At 71.3% G+C, this 15915-nt stretch carries 13 protein-coding genes; 7 read left to right on the top strand and 6 right to left on the bottom strand.

Annotation, left to right across the window (positions count from 1 at the left end):
- The first annotated feature begins 65 nt into the window (after nt 1-65).
- Both DEJ01_RS04325 and DEJ01_RS04320 read left to right on the top strand, forming a co-directional pair.
- Nucleotides 66-668 (top strand): vitamin K epoxide reductase family protein, encoded by a 603-nt coding sequence (locus DEJ01_RS04325; RefSeq protein WP_164941242.1) that lies wholly within the window; start codon nt 66-68, stop codon nt 666-668.
- Between the two features lie 31 nt (nt 669-699).
- Nucleotides 700-1563, top strand: a complete 864-nt coding sequence (locus tag DEJ01_RS04320; RefSeq protein WP_111092297.1) for a thioredoxin domain-containing protein — start codon at nt 700-702, stop codon at nt 1561-1563.
- A 70-nt stretch (nt 1564-1633) separates the two neighbouring features.
- Here DEJ01_RS04320 and DEJ01_RS04315 read toward each other — a convergent pair whose 3' ends face one another.
- The 5 genes from DEJ01_RS04315 to ileS are packed head-to-tail and all read right to left on the bottom strand — an operon-like array spanning nt 1634 to nt 8463.
- Complete coding sequence (locus DEJ01_RS04315; RefSeq protein WP_111033477.1) at nt 1634-2482, bottom strand: thioredoxin domain-containing protein; 849 nt, start codon at nt 2480-2482, stop codon at nt 1634-1636.
- A gap of 14 nt (nt 2483-2496) precedes the next feature.
- Nucleotides 2497-2916, bottom strand: coding sequence for a nucleoside-diphosphate kinase (gene ndk / locus DEJ01_RS04310; protein WP_017885984.1), 420 nt, complete (start codon nt 2914-2916; stop codon nt 2497-2499).
- A 35-nt stretch (nt 2917-2951) separates the two neighbouring features.
- Nucleotides 2952-3368: a DUF4233 domain-containing protein gene (locus tag DEJ01_RS04305; protein WP_051596525.1), complete on the bottom strand. Its 417-nt coding sequence runs from the start codon at nt 3366-3368 to the stop codon at nt 2952-2954.
- Nucleotides 3365-4873: a folylpolyglutamate synthase/dihydrofolate synthase family protein gene (locus tag DEJ01_RS04300; protein WP_181438351.1), complete on the bottom strand. Its 1509-nt coding sequence runs from the start codon at nt 4871-4873 to the stop codon at nt 3365-3367. The genes DEJ01_RS04305 and DEJ01_RS04300 overlap by 4 nt, the downstream gene beginning before the upstream one ends.
- Nucleotides 4870-8463, bottom strand: a complete 3594-nt coding sequence (gene ileS / locus DEJ01_RS04295) for an isoleucine--tRNA ligase (protein WP_309147056.1) — start codon at nt 8461-8463, stop codon at nt 4870-4872. Before ileS ends, DEJ01_RS04300 begins: the two co-directional genes overlap by 4 nt.
- Before the next feature lie 244 nt (nt 8464-8707).
- Here ileS and DEJ01_RS04290 point away from each other — a divergent pair, with 244 nt between their 5' ends.
- Entirely contained in the window at nt 8708-9730 is a 1023-nt protein-coding gene (locus DEJ01_RS04290; protein ID WP_111039264.1) for a cation diffusion facilitator family transporter, read from the top strand.
- Nucleotides 9731-9873: 143 nt separating this feature from the next.
- Here DEJ01_RS04290 and DEJ01_RS04285 read toward each other — a convergent pair whose 3' ends face one another.
- A complete protein-coding gene (locus DEJ01_RS04285; protein ID WP_027464707.1) occupies nt 9874-10473 on the bottom strand; it encodes a TetR family transcriptional regulator in 600 nt (199 codons plus the stop codon).
- A gap of 32 nt (nt 10474-10505) precedes the next feature.
- Between DEJ01_RS04285 and DEJ01_RS04280 the strand changes: the two genes are divergently transcribed.
- From DEJ01_RS04280 to DEJ01_RS04265, 4 genes are read left to right on the top strand one after another with little or no spacing between them, the layout of a single operon-like run.
- Nucleotides 10506-12125 (top strand): ABC transporter substrate-binding protein, encoded by a 1620-nt coding sequence (locus DEJ01_RS04280; RefSeq protein WP_111092296.1) that lies wholly within the window; start codon nt 10506-10508, stop codon nt 12123-12125.
- Nucleotides 12126-12130: 5 nt separating this feature from the next.
- Nucleotides 12131-13126, top strand: a complete 996-nt coding sequence (locus DEJ01_RS04275; protein WP_111092295.1) for an ABC transporter permease — start codon at nt 12131-12133, stop codon at nt 13124-13126.
- On the top strand, nt 13123-14022 hold the full coding sequence (locus DEJ01_RS04270; protein ID WP_111092294.1) for an ABC transporter permease: 900 nt from the start codon (nt 13123-13125) through the stop codon (nt 14020-14022). Before DEJ01_RS04275 ends, DEJ01_RS04270 begins: the two co-directional genes overlap by 4 nt.
- On the top strand, nt 14019-15779 hold the full coding sequence (locus tag DEJ01_RS04265) for an ABC transporter ATP-binding protein (protein WP_111092293.1): 1761 nt from the start codon (nt 14019-14021) through the stop codon (nt 15777-15779). Before DEJ01_RS04270 ends, DEJ01_RS04265 begins: the two co-directional genes overlap by 4 nt.
- Nucleotides 15780-15915 lie beyond the last annotated feature (136 nt).

The following is a 15915-nucleotide window of genomic DNA, read 5'->3' as shown; positions in this document are numbered from 1 at the left end:
GACCTCCAGGCATTATCGCATGCCGCACCCGGAAAGCACCGGAACCCGCATGCGATGATGACCGCGTGACCGCGTCTGCACCTGCCCCCCGTCGTCCGATCGCGATGGCGGTCTTCCTGCTCGTCACCGGGATCGTCGGCCTGTTCGGCTCGTTCCGGCTCGTCCTCGACGAGTTCACGAAGTACGAGAACCCGAAGGCCGTCCTGAGCTGTGACGTGAACCCGTTCATCAACTGCTCCGACGTGATGGCCAGCTGGCAGGGGCACCTGTTCGGGTTCCCGAACCCGCTGCTCGGCGTCATGGGGTTCGTCGCCCCGATCGCGGTCGCCGTGCTGCTGCTCGCCGGGTTCCGGAACGGTTCGCGCTGGTTCTGGATCGTCTTCAACGCCGGGGTCTTCCTGGCGTGGGTGTTCGTGACCTGGCTGTTCACGCAGACCGTCTTCGTCATCGGCGCCCTGTGCCCGTGGTGCATGCTCGTCTGGTCGATGACGATCCCGATGTTCTGGGTGTTCACGATCTGGAACGCCGCCCAGGGGCGCTTCGGCGCCGGGGCACAGCGTGTCGGGCGGTCGCTCCTGCCCTTCAGCTGGGCGTTCGTGCTGGCGAACTACCTGGTCATCATCGTCACGATCATCATCAAGTTCCCCGCGGTCCTCACCAGCTTCTGAGCCGTCCCCGCCGCCCCTACGCTCGGGATCGATGAGCGAGCACGAGAGCAGCAGGGCGCGCCGCGACGCCGCACGGGAACGCGCGCGAGCGGCACGGGCGGCGGAGCAGTCGCGCCGTCGTCGCCTCCGCACACTCGGCATCAGCGGGATCATCGTCGGGGGCCTCGCGGTGGTCGCGGTGGTCGTCCTGGTCATCGCGAACTCCGTGCAGCCCGCCGGGCCGGGTCCGCGGAACGCGGCGAGCGACGGTGTCCTGCTCACCGGGGTGCACGGCAGGATCGTGCCCGTCGAGACGCGAGCGGTGCCCGACGGCGGGACCCCGACGCCGACCGAGCAGGACGGCTCGAAGACCGCGATCACGATCTACGCGGACTACATGTGCCCCTACTGCAACCAGTTCGAGACGGCCCAGATGCCCCGGATCCGGCAGTGGGTGGAGGACGGCACCGCCACCCTCGAGCTGCATCCGCTCGGGCTGCTCGACCGCGTGTCGCTCGGATCGCGGTACTCGACCCGCTCCGCTGCGGCTGCCGCGTGCGTCGCGGACCACGACCCGGACGCGTTCCTGGCCTTCAACAGCTCGCTCTACGACCACCAGCCCTCGGAGAGCACGCGCGGACTCACGAACGACGAGCTGGCGTCGCTCGCGCGCGAAGCCGGAGCGACGGACCCGGCCGTGACACCGTGCATCACCCGGCAGGACTTCGCCGCGTGGGTCGCCGACGCCACGAACCGGGCGATGAACGACCCGGTGCCGAACTCGGCGCTCGACGGGATCACGAGCACGCCGACGATCATCGTCGACGGCGAGCAGTACAACGCGGACGGTGCGGCATCCCTCGCCGACGTCGACGCGTTCGCGGCCTTCGTCCGGGAGCACGGCGGGGCGTCCTAGCCTTCTCCGCGCACGACGAACGGCCCCCGCTCCCGGATGGGAGCGAGGGCCGTCGGTCGTTCGGGGAGTGCTACTTCGCCGCGGCGTCGATCGCGGTGATGACGGTGCTCAGGTCGTCCAGGCGCTTGCCGTCGACGACGATCGTCGGCGTGCCGAAGCCCTGCGTGCCCGCGAGCGCCTCGTTCGTGGTGACGGCCTGCGTCGACTTCGTCACCCAGCCCTTGAACTGCTCGGACGACAGGCACTGGGACAGGTCCGAACCGGTCGCGCCGCCCGCCTTGACGAGCTTCGCGATCTCGGAGTTGGTCAGGCCCTTGGTGCCCTCGGCCGGCTGGTTCTCGAAGAACTGCGTCTGCACGTCGAGGAACTTGTCCGGCGCGTAGTTCGCCACGCACATGGCGGCGTTCGCGGCACGGCTGGCGTAGCGGGAGCCCGCGTAGCTGCGGTCCAGGATCGACACCGGCTGGATCGCCAGGGTCGCGTCGCCCGACTTCACCTTGTCGAGGATCTGGTCGGAGTAGGCCGCCTCGAACTGCTTGCAGACCGGGCAGGCCCAGTCGACGTACTCGGTGACCGTCACGGCACCGTCGCTGTTGGCCGTCGGGACCGGCGAGGCCGAGCCCGTCGCGGACACGGCCGGCGTGGTCACCGGGGTGACCTTGCCGTCCTGGCCGGTGAACTGGATCGCGCCGGTGGCCATGTTCTTCGGCCCGGCTGCGGACACCACGGGCGCGTTGTTCACGTTCACCGCGACGATCGCGATGATCGCAGCGATCGCCAGGATGCCCAGGCCGATGCCGCCCTGCAGGAACCACTTGTTGCGGCGCTTGCGGCGCTTCTCGGCGTCGGCGCGCTGCCGTGCGACCTCTCGGGCGTGCTGACGCCGCTCGTTCTTGGTGGGTCGGTCGTTGTTCGTCACGTCGTCCCCGTCGCTCAGGCGAACCAGAGCGCGAGCTCGCGCGCGGCCGACTCGGGGCTGTCCGAACCGTGGACCAGGTTCTGCTGCACCTTGAGGCCCCAGTCGCGGCCGAGGTCACCACGGATGGTGCCGGGCGCGGCCGAGGTCGGGTCGGTGGTGCCGGCGAGCGAGCGGAAGCCCGCGATCGCACCGTTGCCGGCGACGCGCACGGCGACGACGGGACCGGACTGCATGAACTCGACGAGCGGCTCGAAGAACGGCTTGCCCTGGTGCTCCTCGTAGTGCGCGTCGAGCAGGTCACGCGGCGCGGTGAGCATCTTCAGGTCGACGAGCTCGTAGCCCTTCGCCTCGATCCGGCGGAGGATCTCACCGGTCAGCTGGCGGGCGACGCCGTCGGGCTTGACGAGGACGAGGGTCTCTTCGAAGTCGGACACGCAGTACTCCCTGTGTTCGGGGTCGAATGTGGTGGTCAGTCCTCGCCCATGGCCGCTCGGCGCGCGGCGTTCTGACGGTCCAGTTGACCGCCCTTGACGAAGCAGAAGACCCACAGCGCCAGGAACACCACGGCGACCGCGAACATGAACGGTTCGATGAACCCGGTGGCGAGGATGGCCGCCTGCAGCAGCCACCCGAACCATACACCGGCCCGGTTGCCCGTCAGACGTGAGGCAGCTGCGAGGACGATGATCGCGCCGATGCCCCCGCCGAAGGCCGCTGCGGGCGGCAGCGTGCCCTTGCCGAAGACGACGAGCATGGGGAAGAAGAACATGATCGCCTCAAGCACGAGCGTGATCGAGAGCAGGCTCTCCTGCGCCCCGCGTTCGCGGCGCGGCTTCCGGGTTCGCGGTGCGCGGCCCGGCCGGGAGGCCCGTGGTGCGTCCGTCACTTCGCCTCACCTTCGCGGTGCACGAGGTCCATGACCGCGCCCACCATCACGATGGAGCCCGCCACGAGCACGAGGGCGTCCTCGGCGTCCGCCTCGTCGGCCAGGCTGCGCGCTTCCTGCAGTGCGGACGCCAGGGAGGGCTCGACGACGACGCGGTCCTCACCGACCTCGTCGACGACGACCCGGGCGAACTCGTCCGCGTCGAGCGCACGCTCCCCCGGCGGCTGCGTCACGACGAACGTGGCGACGGTGTCCTTGAGCGCGCGGACGAACCCGCGGGCGTCCTTGTCGCCGAGGATCCCGACGACGCCGACGACGTGCTCGGACGGGAACGCCACCGGCAGGGCCTCGGCCAGGGCCTTCGCACCGTGCGGGTTGTGCGCGGCGTCGACGACGACGGTCGGGTCGGTCGCGATGGGCTGCAGGCGACCGGGGCTGGTCGTGCCGGCGATGCCCTCGGACAGGACGTCCTCGTCGAGGGCCTGGGCCCCGCGGCCGAGGAACGACTCGACCGCCGCGATGGCCACGGCGGCGTTCTCGGCCTGGTGCCGGCCGAACAGCGGCAGGAACAGGTCGTCGTAGCGGCCGGCGATGCCCTGCGCGGTGATGAGCTGTCCGCCCACGGCCGGGGTGACGTCGACGACACTGAATCCCGTACCTTCGACGGCCAGGGTGGACTCGGTGAGCTCGGCGGCACGCTCGAGTTCGGCGAGGGCCTCGGGGACCTGCCGGCTCGAGACCACGGCGGACGACGGCTTGACGATGCCCGACTTGGTGCGGGCGATCTCGGCCACGGTGGCACCGAGCTGCTTCGCGTGGTCGATGGCGATCGGCGTGAACACCGACACCTGGCTCTGCACGACGTTGGTGGAGTCCCACTCGCCGCCCATGCCGACCTCGATCACGGCGACGTCCACCGGCGCCTCGGCGAAGCACGCCAGGGCGAGGACCGTGAGCGCCTCGAAGAAGGTCAGCGGGAGTTCGCCCTTGTCGGCGAGCTCGCGGTCGGTGATCTCGAGCACCGGGGCGATGTCGTCCCAGTTCTCGACGAACCGGTCCGCCGCGATCGGCTGACCGTCGACCACGATGCGCTCCCGGATCGACACCAGGTGCGGGCTCGTCATCAGACCGGTCCGCAGACCGTGGGCCCGGACGATGCTCTCGATGGTGCGCGCGGTCGACGTCTTGCCGTTCGTGCCCGTCACGTGGATCACCGGGTACGCCAGGTGCGGGTCGCCGAGCAGCTCGACGGCGCGGCGCGTGGCGGTCAGCCGGCGCTCGGGGGCCTGTTCGCCGATGCGGGCGTACAGGGCGGCCTCGACGCGCCGGACCTCGTCGTCGTCGCCGCCGTAGGGCACGGCGTCGGCCGGAGCGTCGCCGGAGGGGCCGACCGGGATCCGGATGCCGTCCTCGTCGCGCCCATCAACACCGTGACCGTCGAGCTCGTCGTGTCCGACGAACTCCTCGTTCGCCTCGTGGTCGTCGTACTGGTCGTGGTCACTCATGCGCGTGCCACCTTCAGCTCAAGGAAGTTCTGGTCATCAAGCCGGAGGTCTGGAGCTACGTCAGCCTGATCAACGACTTCGACCCGAACATGCTCAGCAAGAGTCTCTCTGGCGAGCTGACGAAGTAGTTCGGAGTTGGTGAGCATTTCTCGCCAGATTCTGCCGCTTTCAGAAATTTCATCCTGTTTCAGCGACTCCGCCGCCCTCGCACTCGATACGACCGTCAAGGCTGTGCGACGGGAGTCGAGAACTTGCTTCGCAAGTGCTCGCACGACCGGAGCAAGATTCCGACGAACCGATTCTGTGGAGGCTTGCAAGGCAGAAGCGATTGCGTCGACCGATGGTTGAGAAGCTGCTCGAAGAGCAGAATCCAGAGATCTACGAACGTCTTCTTCAACCGGCTGGACAGACAACTTGAGCGCCGCTGAAGCTGCCTCGGCTGCGGCCTCAATTGCCTTCGCTACCGGTTCCGTGGCGCGAGAGGCTGCTACCCGGATTTCCAAAGTGATTCGATCACTCACGTCGAGGTGCGACTGCTTTCGCACCTGCTGCACTTCGCGGACGACGTCACGGGCGAGCCCCTCGGCCTCAAGCTCGGGCGTCGTCACGGTGTCGAGCACGACGAAGCCGCCCTCGTCGAGGAACGCCACGGCCACCGAAGAGTCGGCCACGGTGAGGTCGAGCGAGTACTCGCCCTCGATCAGGTCGACGCCGCCGACGGTCACGCCGGAGTCGGTCGCGGTCCAGTCGCCCTTCTTGGCGGCCGGGATCACCTGCTGCACCTGCTTGCCGATGCGGGGGCCGGCGACGCGGGCGTTCACGGTGAGCTTCCGCTCGATGCCGTACTGCGCCAGCGATTCCTCGGCCTGGGCCTCGAGCACCACGCGCTTGACGTTGAGCTCGTCGCGCAGGATGTCGGCGAACGGTTCGACCGCGGCCGGGTCCGGCACTACCAGGGTCAGCGTGGCCAGGGGCAGGCGAACGCGCTTGCCGGTGGCCTTGCGGAGCGCCAGTCCCTTCGAGGCGACGTCGCGCACGCGGTCCATCGCGTCGACGAGGGCGTCGTCGGCGGGGAACTCGTCGGGGTCCGGGAAGTCCGTCAGGTGGACGCTGCGTCCGCCGGTCAGGCCCTTCCAGATCTCCTCGGTGACGAGCGGCGCGAGCGGGGCGGCGACCCGGTTCAGGGTCTCGAGCACGGTGTACAGCGTGTCGAACGCCGCACGGGTCTCGGCGCCGGCGTCCGCGTCGGCCCCGGTCCAGAACTTGTCGCGCGAGCGGCGGACGTACCAGTTCGTGAGCACGTCGGCGAAGTCGCGGACGGCCTGGGCTGCGAGCGGGGTGTCGAGCGCGTCGAGGTGTGTCCGGACGTCGGTGACGAGGACCCGGGTCTTCGCGAGCAGGTACCGGTCGAGCACGTCGGTCGAGTCGGTCCGGCGCTGGGCCCGGTACCCGTCGGGGCCCGAGGCGTTCGCGTACAGGGTGAAGAAGTAGTACGTCGACCACAGCGGCAGCATGAACTCGCGGACGCCCTGGCGGATGCCCTCTTCGGTGACGACGAGGTTGCCGCCGCGGATCACCGACGAGGACATCAGGAACCAGCGCATGGCGTCGGCACCGTCGCGGTCGAAGACCTCGGAGACGTCCGGGTAGTTCCGGAGCGACTTCGACATCTTCTGGCCGTCCGAGCCGAGGACGATGCCGTGGCTGATGACGTTCTGGAACGCCGGCCGGTCGAACAGCGCGGTGGAGAGCACGTGCATGACGTAGAACCAGCCGCGCGTCTGCCCGATGTACTCGACGATGAAGTCGGCCGGGCTGTGCGACTCGAACCACTCGCGGTTCTCGAACGGGTAGTGCACCTGGGCGTACGGCATCGAGCCGGAGTCGAACCACACGTCGAACACGTCGGTGATCCGGCGCATCGTGGAGTTGCCCGTCGGGTCGTCGGGGTTCGGCCGCGTCAGGTCGTCGATGAACGGCCGGTGCAGGTCGACTTCACCCTCGGCGTTCACCGGCAGGCGACCGAAGTCGCGCTCGATGTCGGCGAGCGAGCCGTACACGTCGGTGCGCGGGTACTCGGGGTCGTCGGACTGCCACACCGGGATCGGCGTGCCGAAGTAACGGTTGCGCGAGACCGACCAGTCGATGGCGTTGCCCACCCACTTGCCGAACTGGCCGTCCTTGACGTTGTCCGGCACCCAGTTGATGTCCTGGTTGAGCTGGCCCATGCGGTCGCGGAGCTCGGTGACGCGGACGAACCACGACGAGACGGCCTTGTAGATGAGGGGCTTCCGGCACCGCCAGCAGTGCGGGTAGCTGTGCTCGTAGGACGCCTGGCGGAGCAGTCGCCCGGCGTCGCGGACCGCCTTGGTCAGTGGCTTGTTCGCGTCCGACCAGAGCATGCCGGCGACCTCGCCGAACTGCGACGTGAAGACGCCGCCCTCGTCGAGGGACAGCACGACGGGGATGCCGGCGGCGGCGCAGACCTCCTGGTCGTCGGCACCGTAGGCCGGGGCCTGGTGCACGATGCCGGTGCCCTCACCGGTCTCGACGTACTCGGCGACCAGGATGCGCCACGCGTTCTCGTAGCCCTCGGCGTCGGCCAGGAAGTTGAACAGACGCTCGTACTCGACGCCGTCGAGCTCGGTGCCCGTCAGCGTGCGCGCGACGGCGGCGAGCGCCTCGTCACCCGAGGCGTAGCCGAGCTCCTTCGCGTGCGCGGCCACGGTGTCGGACGCGAGCAGGTAGGAGACGGAACCGGCGTCGGCACCGTCAGCCGCGCCTCCAGGCCCTGCCGGGACGACCGCGTACTTGATCTCCGGACCGACCGCGAGGGCGGCGTTCGTCGGGAGGGTCCAGGGGGTCGTCGTCCAGGCGAGCGCGCGCACACCGGTCAGGTCGAGCGCGGAAGCGCGGTCGCCGTGCAGCGGGAACGAGACGGTGACGGACTGGTCCTGGCGCATCTTGTAGACGTCGTCGTCCATGCGCAGCTCGTGGTTGGACAGCGGTGTCTGGTCGTTCCAGCAGTACGGCAGGACCCGGAAGCCCTCGTACGCCAGGCCCTTGTCCCAGAGCTGCTTCCACGCCCAGAGCACGCTCTCCATGAAGGTGACGTCGAGGGTCTTGTAGTCGTCCTCGAAGTCGACCCAGCGCGCCTGGCGGGTGACGTACTCCTGCCACTCGTCGGTGTACTGCAGCACCGACTTCTTGGCGGCGGCGTTGAAGACGTCGATGCCCATGGCGTCGATCTCGTGCTTCTCGGTGATGCCGAGCTGCCGCATCGCCTCGAGCTCGGCGGGCAGGCCGTGGGTGTCCCAGCCGAAGCGGCGGTGCACCTGCTTGCCGCGCATGGTCTGGTAGCGCGGGAAGACGTCCTTGGCGTACCCGGTCAGCAGGTGCCCGTAGTGCGGCAGGCCGTTGGCGAAGGGCGGGCCGTCGTAGAAGGTCCACTCCGGGCAGCCCTGTCGCGCGTCGATGGACGCCTGGAACGTGTCGTCGCGCTTCCAGAAGGCGAGGATGCCCCGCTCGACGGCGGGGAAGCTCGGCGAGGGGACGACGCCATCGGCATCGGCGTTCAACGGGTACGGCACCGGGACTCCTTGTGGGTTCGCTCGATCTCCACGAGGACGGAAACAGGTTCCGCGGTACCACCTCGTTTGCCGCCCAACGTGCGCTGTGCGACCACTCTGTGTCGGGGGTGGTGACGGTCCCGAACCCGCCCGGTTCTACTGACGGAGGCGCTGGTGCGCCCCGTGTTCTTCCGGAAGCTCCCCGGTGATGGCCGGATCGACGCTCTTGGAACACGACTTTACCGGACGGGAGCATGCTTGAGTGATGCCCGCAGAAGAACGCCCCGAGTCACTCGTCACCGTCCTGATCGCGTTCGGGGCGAACCTGCTCGTCGCGATCGCGAAGACCGTCGCCTCGCTCGTCTCGGGTTCGGCCTCGATGGTGGCCGAGGCGGCGCACTCCTGGGCGGACACCGGCAACGAGGTGTTCCTGCTCGTCGCGGAACGACGGGGCGGCAAGAAGCGGGACACCGCGCACCCGCTCGGGTACGGACGCGAGACGTACATCTGGTCGATGTTCGCCGCGTTCGGCCTGTTCACGGCCGGGGCGATCGTCTCGATCTACCACGGCATCTCGGAGTTCGGGGACACCGGGCCGGCCGAGGACGTGGTGCTCAACTACGTCGTGCTCGGGGTCGCGTTCCTGCTCGAGGGCACGAGCTTCCTGCAGGCGTACCGGCAGGCGCACGGCGCCGCGACGAAGCGCAAGGTCCCGGTGCTGCGGCACGTGCTGCAGTCGTCGAACCCGACGCTCCGTGCGGTGTTCGCCGAGGACGCGGCGGCGCTGATCGGCCTGGTCGTGGCGTTCCTCGGGGTGTTCCTGCACCAGGTCACCGGGCTGGCGGTCTTCGACGCGCTCGGCTCCATCGCGATCGGTGTGCTGCTCGGGGTCGTCGCGATCGTCCTGATCGACCGCAACCGCCGGTTCCTGCTCGGCGAGAGCACGTCCCCGGAGCTCGAGAACGCGGTGCTCGTCGAGCTGCTGGGCCGGTCGCAGGTCGAGCGGGTCACCTACCTGCACCTGGAGTTCGTGGGGCCGTCGCGGGTGTACCTCGTCGCGGCCGTCGACCTGACGGGTAACGAGACCGAGGAGCACGTGGCGGTGCGGTTGCGTGACGTCGAGCAGTCGCTCGAGGACAGCCCGTACATCGAGGAGGCCGTCCTCACCCTGAGCTACCCGGGCGACGAGTCGCTGGTGCCGACCGACGGCGACGTGCCCGAGGTCGTGCGCGACGGGACGGCGTCGGACGTGGCGTCCGGTGGCGCGGGGACCCTGCGCACGGACTGAGCGTCGACTGGGTGGGTGGCCGGCGGCGGAGTTCGTGGCGCAAGACGCCGGCGTGTCAGCAAGACGCCGGCATGTGCTCGAGACGCCGCCGGTTTCAGCGGCGTCTCGCCGTCGAGGCGGCGTCGCGCGAAGACGCCGACTAGTCAGCGGGCGTCGAGGCCCGCGACCACCGGGGTGAGCGCCGCCGCGACGTACTCGACGAGCGCACGGCGGCCGACCCCGTCGGTGACCCACACCCCGAACGCCGCGGCGGCGGCACCGAGCATCGCGCCGGACACCGTCTGCGGCCAGAGCGAGCGCGGCTGCTCCCCCGTGCGGCCCGCGACGAAGGCGGCGACGGCCTCGTGCTGCGCCGTCACCCGGACCGCGACGCCCGCCACCAGCTCGGGCCCGATGCCCATGACCTCGGCCTGCGCGACGGCCCACGGCACGCGCTCGGGGTCGTGGGCACGGGCTGCGGCGAGGAGCGCCTGCTCGACGGCCCGCACGACGCTCGGCTCGGTCGACGCGGCGAGGTACCCGGGCAGCCCGGCGACGGCGGCGTCGAGTTCGAGCCACATCACGTCGGCCTTCGCCGGGAAGTAGTTGAAGAACGTCGCACGGCTGACCCCGGCGCGGGCGGCGATCTGGTCGACCGTGGTGCGTCCGTACCCCTGCTCGAGGAAGAGCTCGGCGGCGGCGTCCGCGAGCACCTCGGCGCTCGAGCGTCGGGGTCGGCCACCGCGGCGGATCGGTTCGTCCATGGGCCCCAGTAAACCGCTAGACTCGTTCAGCCATGATCTTGGACTCAGTACAGAAAACCCTCACCGCCGTCGCGGGCGCCTCGGCGGTCCTGCTCGTCCTGGCTGCCTGCAGCGGACCGGGCACGAGCACCGGGAGCAGCACCCCGGTCGCGGGCGGCACGCTCACCTACGCCTCCGGCGACGCCGAACCGACCTGCCTCGACCCGCACGTCGGCGGCAACTACCCGCAGGCGCTCCTGGCGACGCAGTACATCGAGGAGCTCGTCGGGCTCGAGGACGGCAAGCCCACGCCGGAACTCGCGACGAAGTGGAGCACGAGCGACGACGGGAAGACCCTGACGTTCACCCTGCGTGACGACGTCTCCTTCACCGACGGCACCCCGTTCGACGCCGCCGCGGTCGTGGCGAACATCGAGCACGTGCAGGACCCGGCCACCGCCTCGAGCACCGGGTACCTGGCGCTGCAGTCCATCACGAAGGCGACCGCCACCGACGAGCACACCGTCACGCTGACGCTGAGCCGGCCGGACAGCGCGCTGCTCGAGTCCTTCTCGCAGCCCTGGGTCGGCATGGAGTCCCCGAAGGCGCTCGAACGGAAGCAGGCGACGAACTGCGAGTCCCCCGTCGGCACCGGCCCCTTCGAGGTCACCGGTTGGAAGCACGGCGACCGCGTCACCCTGACGAAGAACACCGACTACTGGGGCGCGACGAAGCCGCGCCTGTCCGGCATCACGTGGCGGTTCCTGCCGGACTCGACCTCGCGCTACGCCGCACTGCAGTCCGGCCAGGTCGACGTGATCGACAACGCCCAGCCCGACCAGCTCAAGGCCGCGTCGGCGAAGGGCGCCATCCGCGACCTCGACGCCCCGCGCCCCGGCGCCTCGAACCGGCTCGAGCTGAACTCCGGGCACGGGGTCTTCCGTGACGAAGCAGTGCGCCAGGCCTTCATCGCCGGTGCCGAGATCGACCCCGGCCTGCAGTCGCTGTTCCTCGGCACCGCGAAGCGCTCGTACTCGGTGCTCTCGAGCGCTGAGCCGCTCGCGTACTCGGAGAAGAGCCGGTTCGACTACTCCCCCACCAAGGCCAAGCAGCTCCTCGACGACGCCGGGTGGAAGGTCGGGTCGGACGGCATCCGCGAGAAGGACGGCCAGCAGCTCACCGTGACGTTCCCCGTCTCGACGAACCAGTCGGTGCCGGCCGAGCGCAGCCTGTTCCAGCAGATCCAGGCGTCCGAGAAGGCCGTCGGGTTCAAGGTCGTGCTCGACGAACTCGACCTGTCCAGCTGGTACGCCGCCCTCGCCGCGAACGAGTACGACGTCGTCAGCGCCCCGTACACGAAGGTCGGTCCCGACGTCCTGCGCATCCTGTACGACAGCGCGAGCATCGAACCCGCACCGTCCGGCTACTTCGCGAACCTTGCCCAGCTCGACGACCCCGACGTCGACCGGCTGCTCGAGCAGGCCGCCCGCACCTCGGACGCCGACGAGCGCGCCGACCTGTACGAGCAGGCCCAGAAGGCGATCCTGGCGAGCGACACCGTGCTCCCCCTGTACGACCAGCAGAACCACTTCCTGGTGCGCTCGTCCGTGCACGGCATCCGGACCACCCCGGTCTCGACGCCCTGGTTCGGCACCGCCTGGATCGACCGCTGACGCGGATGCGATGGGTTTGGTGGGCCCTCCGGCGGCTCGCCGGGGGCACCGGCGTGCTCTGGGCCGTCGCGACGATCGTCTTCGTCGCGATCCGGCTCATCCCCGGTGACCCGGCGCTCGCGATCCTGGGCGGACCGGGGTCGCAGGCCTCGGCCGAGGCCGTCGCCCAGGTCCGCCACGAGTACGGCCTCGACCAGCCGGTCCTGGTGCAGTACGCGGTGTTCCTCGGACGCCTGGCGACCGGGCAGCTCGGCGACTCGTACGCCTTCCGCACCCCGGTCGCGACGCTCCTCGCCCAGCAGCTGCCCGTCACGCTGACGCTCGCGGTCGCCGGCCTCGTCGTCGCCTGGGTGCTGGCGATCGTCGCCGCGTGGGCCTCGACGCAGCGCGGCCGGATCGCCGCCGGGCTCACCAGCGCCCTGAGCGTCACCGCGAGCGTGATGCCGCACTTCTGGCTCGGCAGCGTGCTCATCGTGGTGTTCGCCACGTCCCTGGGGTGGGTGCCGGCGGTCAGTGACGGCACCGCTCGCGGCTGGGTGCTCCCGGTGCTGACCGTGGCCGTGCCGGTCGCCGGGTACCTGGCCGAGACCGTGCGCGACGGCGTGGTCGACGCGCAGCGTTCCGCCTTCGCACTCGCCGCCCGGGGCCGGGGTGAGACCCGCCTCGGCCTGTTCGGACGGCACCTGCTCCGGCACGCCGCCCTGCCCGGGATCGCGCTGTCCGCGTGGGCCTTCGGGTCGCTCGTCTCCGGAGCGGTGGTCGTCGAGTCCGTGTTCGCCCTGCCCGGCATCGGCCGTGCCCTGGTCACCGCGGTCACCCAGCGGGACATGCCGCTCGTCGCCGGCATCGCGATGGTGTCGGCGGCCGCGTACGTCGTCGTACTGGCCGTGGCCGACCTGGTCGAGCGTGCCGTCGACCCGCGCAGCACCGCACGGAACGCGACCCCGCGCCCCGGTGCTGCGCGACGCCGTGGGCCCGGCCGTCCGGCGGACGCGCGGTGAGCGGGATCGCCGACCCGGGCCTCCAGACCGGAGCGCCCGGCCACCAGACCGCCGCCGGCACCGAGCGCGTCCGTGGGGGGACGCTCGGCGCCGGCGGCATCGCCGCGGGGGTGGTCGTCCTGGTCGCCGTCGTGGCGGCGGTGTGGCCCGCCCTGCTCGGCGGCGGGGACCCGCTCGCGGTGCACCCCGCAGATGCCCTGGCCGCGCCGAGCGGCGCGCACCCGTTCGGCACCGACGAGTCCGGACGCGACGTCCTGGCGCGGGTGGTCGCAGGGACCCGGGCATCGCTCGTCGTCGGCGTCGCCGCGACCCTGATCGGCGGCGGCGTGGGCGTCCTGCTCGGCGTCGTCGCCGGGCTCGGTGCCGGGGCCGGACGACCCGGACGCCTGCTCGACGCCGTCATCGGCCGCGTCACCGAGGTCGCGTTCACCCTGCCGCTGCTGCTCGTCGCCCTCGTCGTCATCGCCGTGACCGGTCCGGGTCCGGTGCCGGCGGTGCTCGCGGTCGGGTTCGCGACCGCTCCCGGCTACGCCCGGATCGTGCGCGGCCTGGTCCGGGCCGCCCGGAGTTCGCAGGTGGTCGAGACGGCGGTGCTGCTCGGCCGCTCCCCCGCCCGCACCGTGGTCCGGCACGTGCTGCCGACGGCGCTCTGGCCCGTCGTCGCCGTCGCCACGCTCGGGGTCGGGCAGGCGGTCGTGTGGGCCTCGGCGCTGAGCTACCTCGGGGTCGGCACGCCCCCGCCCGCGCCGGAGTGGGGCGCGATGCTCGCCGACGGTCGCACCTACCTGCAGACCGCGCCGTGGATGAGCACCTTCCCCGGACTCGCGATCGTGGTGCTCGCGACCGCCGTCACCGTGCTCGGCCGGGCGATCCGACGGACCGGGGCCGCGCGGTGAGCGCCGTCCTCGACGTCCGCGGGCTCACCGTCGCCATCGGCGGCACCCCGATCGTGCACGGTGTCGACCTGCGCGTCGACGCCGGCGAGTGCGTCGCCCTGGTCGGGGCGTCCGGTTCCGGCAAGACCGTCACCGCCCGCGCCGTGCTCGGCCTGTCCGCGCCCGGCGCCGCCGTGCACGCCGACGTGTTCACGGTCGACGGCGTCGACGTTGACGGGTACACGGACCGGCGGTGGCGTCGGCTGCGGGGAGCGCGGGTCGGCTACGTCGGCCAGGAGGCCCTGGGCGCGCTGGACCCGCTGCGCCCGGTCGGGCGCGAGGTCGCCGACAGCCTCCGCCTGCACACCGAGATGCGTGCGGCCGAGCGCGTGGACGCCGTGCGCGACGCCCTGGCCGCGGTGGGCCTCGACCCGGACATCGCGACCGACGGCCGGCTCGCCGGGACACTGTCTGGTGGGATGCGACAGCGGGCCCTCATCGCCGCGGCCACCGTCGGGTCCCCCGCGCTGCTGGTCGCCGACGAACCGACGACGGCGCTCGACGCCGGGGTCGCCGTCACCGTGATGGAACAGCTGCGAGCCGCGCAGGCCCGCGGTGCCGGACTGCTCGTCATCACGCACGACCTGGGGCTCGTCGCGGGGTGGGCCGACCGGGTCGCCGTCGTGCACGAGGGCCGCATCGTCGAGCAGGGTGCGGTCGCCGAGGTCTTCGCGGCGCCGGTGCACCCCGCGACCCGGGCGCTGGTGCGTGCTGCCGGTGCTGCTGCGGCGGCTGCCGGTGCTGCCGCGGCGGCTGCGCCCGCGCCGGCGCACGGTGCCGATCTCGCAGACCGGTGCGAGGTCGATGGCTCCGTGCAGCCGTCTGACGATGCACCGAGCGGCCAACCTCGCACCGACCGCACGACTCCGCACCGTGCGGCGATCGGCAGCCGCGGCACCGAGCGGGCAACCTCGCACGGTGCGAGGGCCGTGCTCGCGGCGCAGGGGCTCTCGCGGGAGTACGACGGGGTGCTCGCGGTCGACGACGTGTCGTTCGGGCTCGAACGCGGCCGGGTGCTCGGGGTGATCGGCGCGTCGGGCTCGGGCAAGACGACGCTGGCGCGGATGCTCCTCGGGCTCGAGACACCCGACGCCGGCACGGTCACGCTCGACGACGAACCGTGGGTCCCGCTGCCCGAGCGCGAGCGACGCCCCCGACGGCACCGGGTCGCGGCCGTCGTGCAGGACCCCGGCGCGACCTTCGACGAACGGTGGAACGTGGAGCGGGTCCTCGCCGACGCGTTCTCACGCGGTGACGAACGGCGGGCGCGCGGTGCGCTCGGCGACCGGGTCGACGCGGCCCTGCGGCAGGTCGACCTCGACCCCGTGCTGCGGCCCCGCTCCCCTCGCACCCTGTCCGGCGGGCAACGACAGCGGCTCGCGATCGCCCGTGCGCTGGCGACCGACCCCGAGGTGATCGTGCTCGACGAGCCGGTGACCGCCCTCGACGCCACGGTGCAGGACGCCGTGCTGCGGCTGCTCGAACGGCTCCGCGACGAGACCGGCGTGGCGATGGTGTTCGTGTCGCACGACCTGCGGGCGGTCCGGCGGATGGCCGACGACGTCCTCGTGGTGCACCGCGGCGCGGTCGTCGAGCACGGCCCCGCCGCCGAGGTCTTCGCGCGCCCGGCGCACCCGGTGACCGCGCGGCTGCTGCACGCCGCGGAGCGGCTGGCAGCCGGCCCCGCAGCGGGGACCGCAGCCGACCTCGCGGGCTGAGCGACACTCCACGCGCGCTCGCACCCGTGGACTGTCGCTGCGCGCGTGACGTCACCGACGGCCCTGGAACGGCCAGGAGGCCCGGGGCGCGTTCCGAGACGGAACGTGCACCGGGCCTCCTGGCCGGGTTGCCGCG

The sequence above is a fragment of the Curtobacterium sp. MCLR17_040 genome, from assembly GCF_003234735.1.
GTDB classification, from domain to species: domain Bacteria; phylum Actinomycetota; class Actinomycetes; order Actinomycetales; family Microbacteriaceae; genus Curtobacterium; species Curtobacterium flaccumfaciens.
This window is presented reverse-complemented; position numbering and strand designations above follow the sequence as displayed.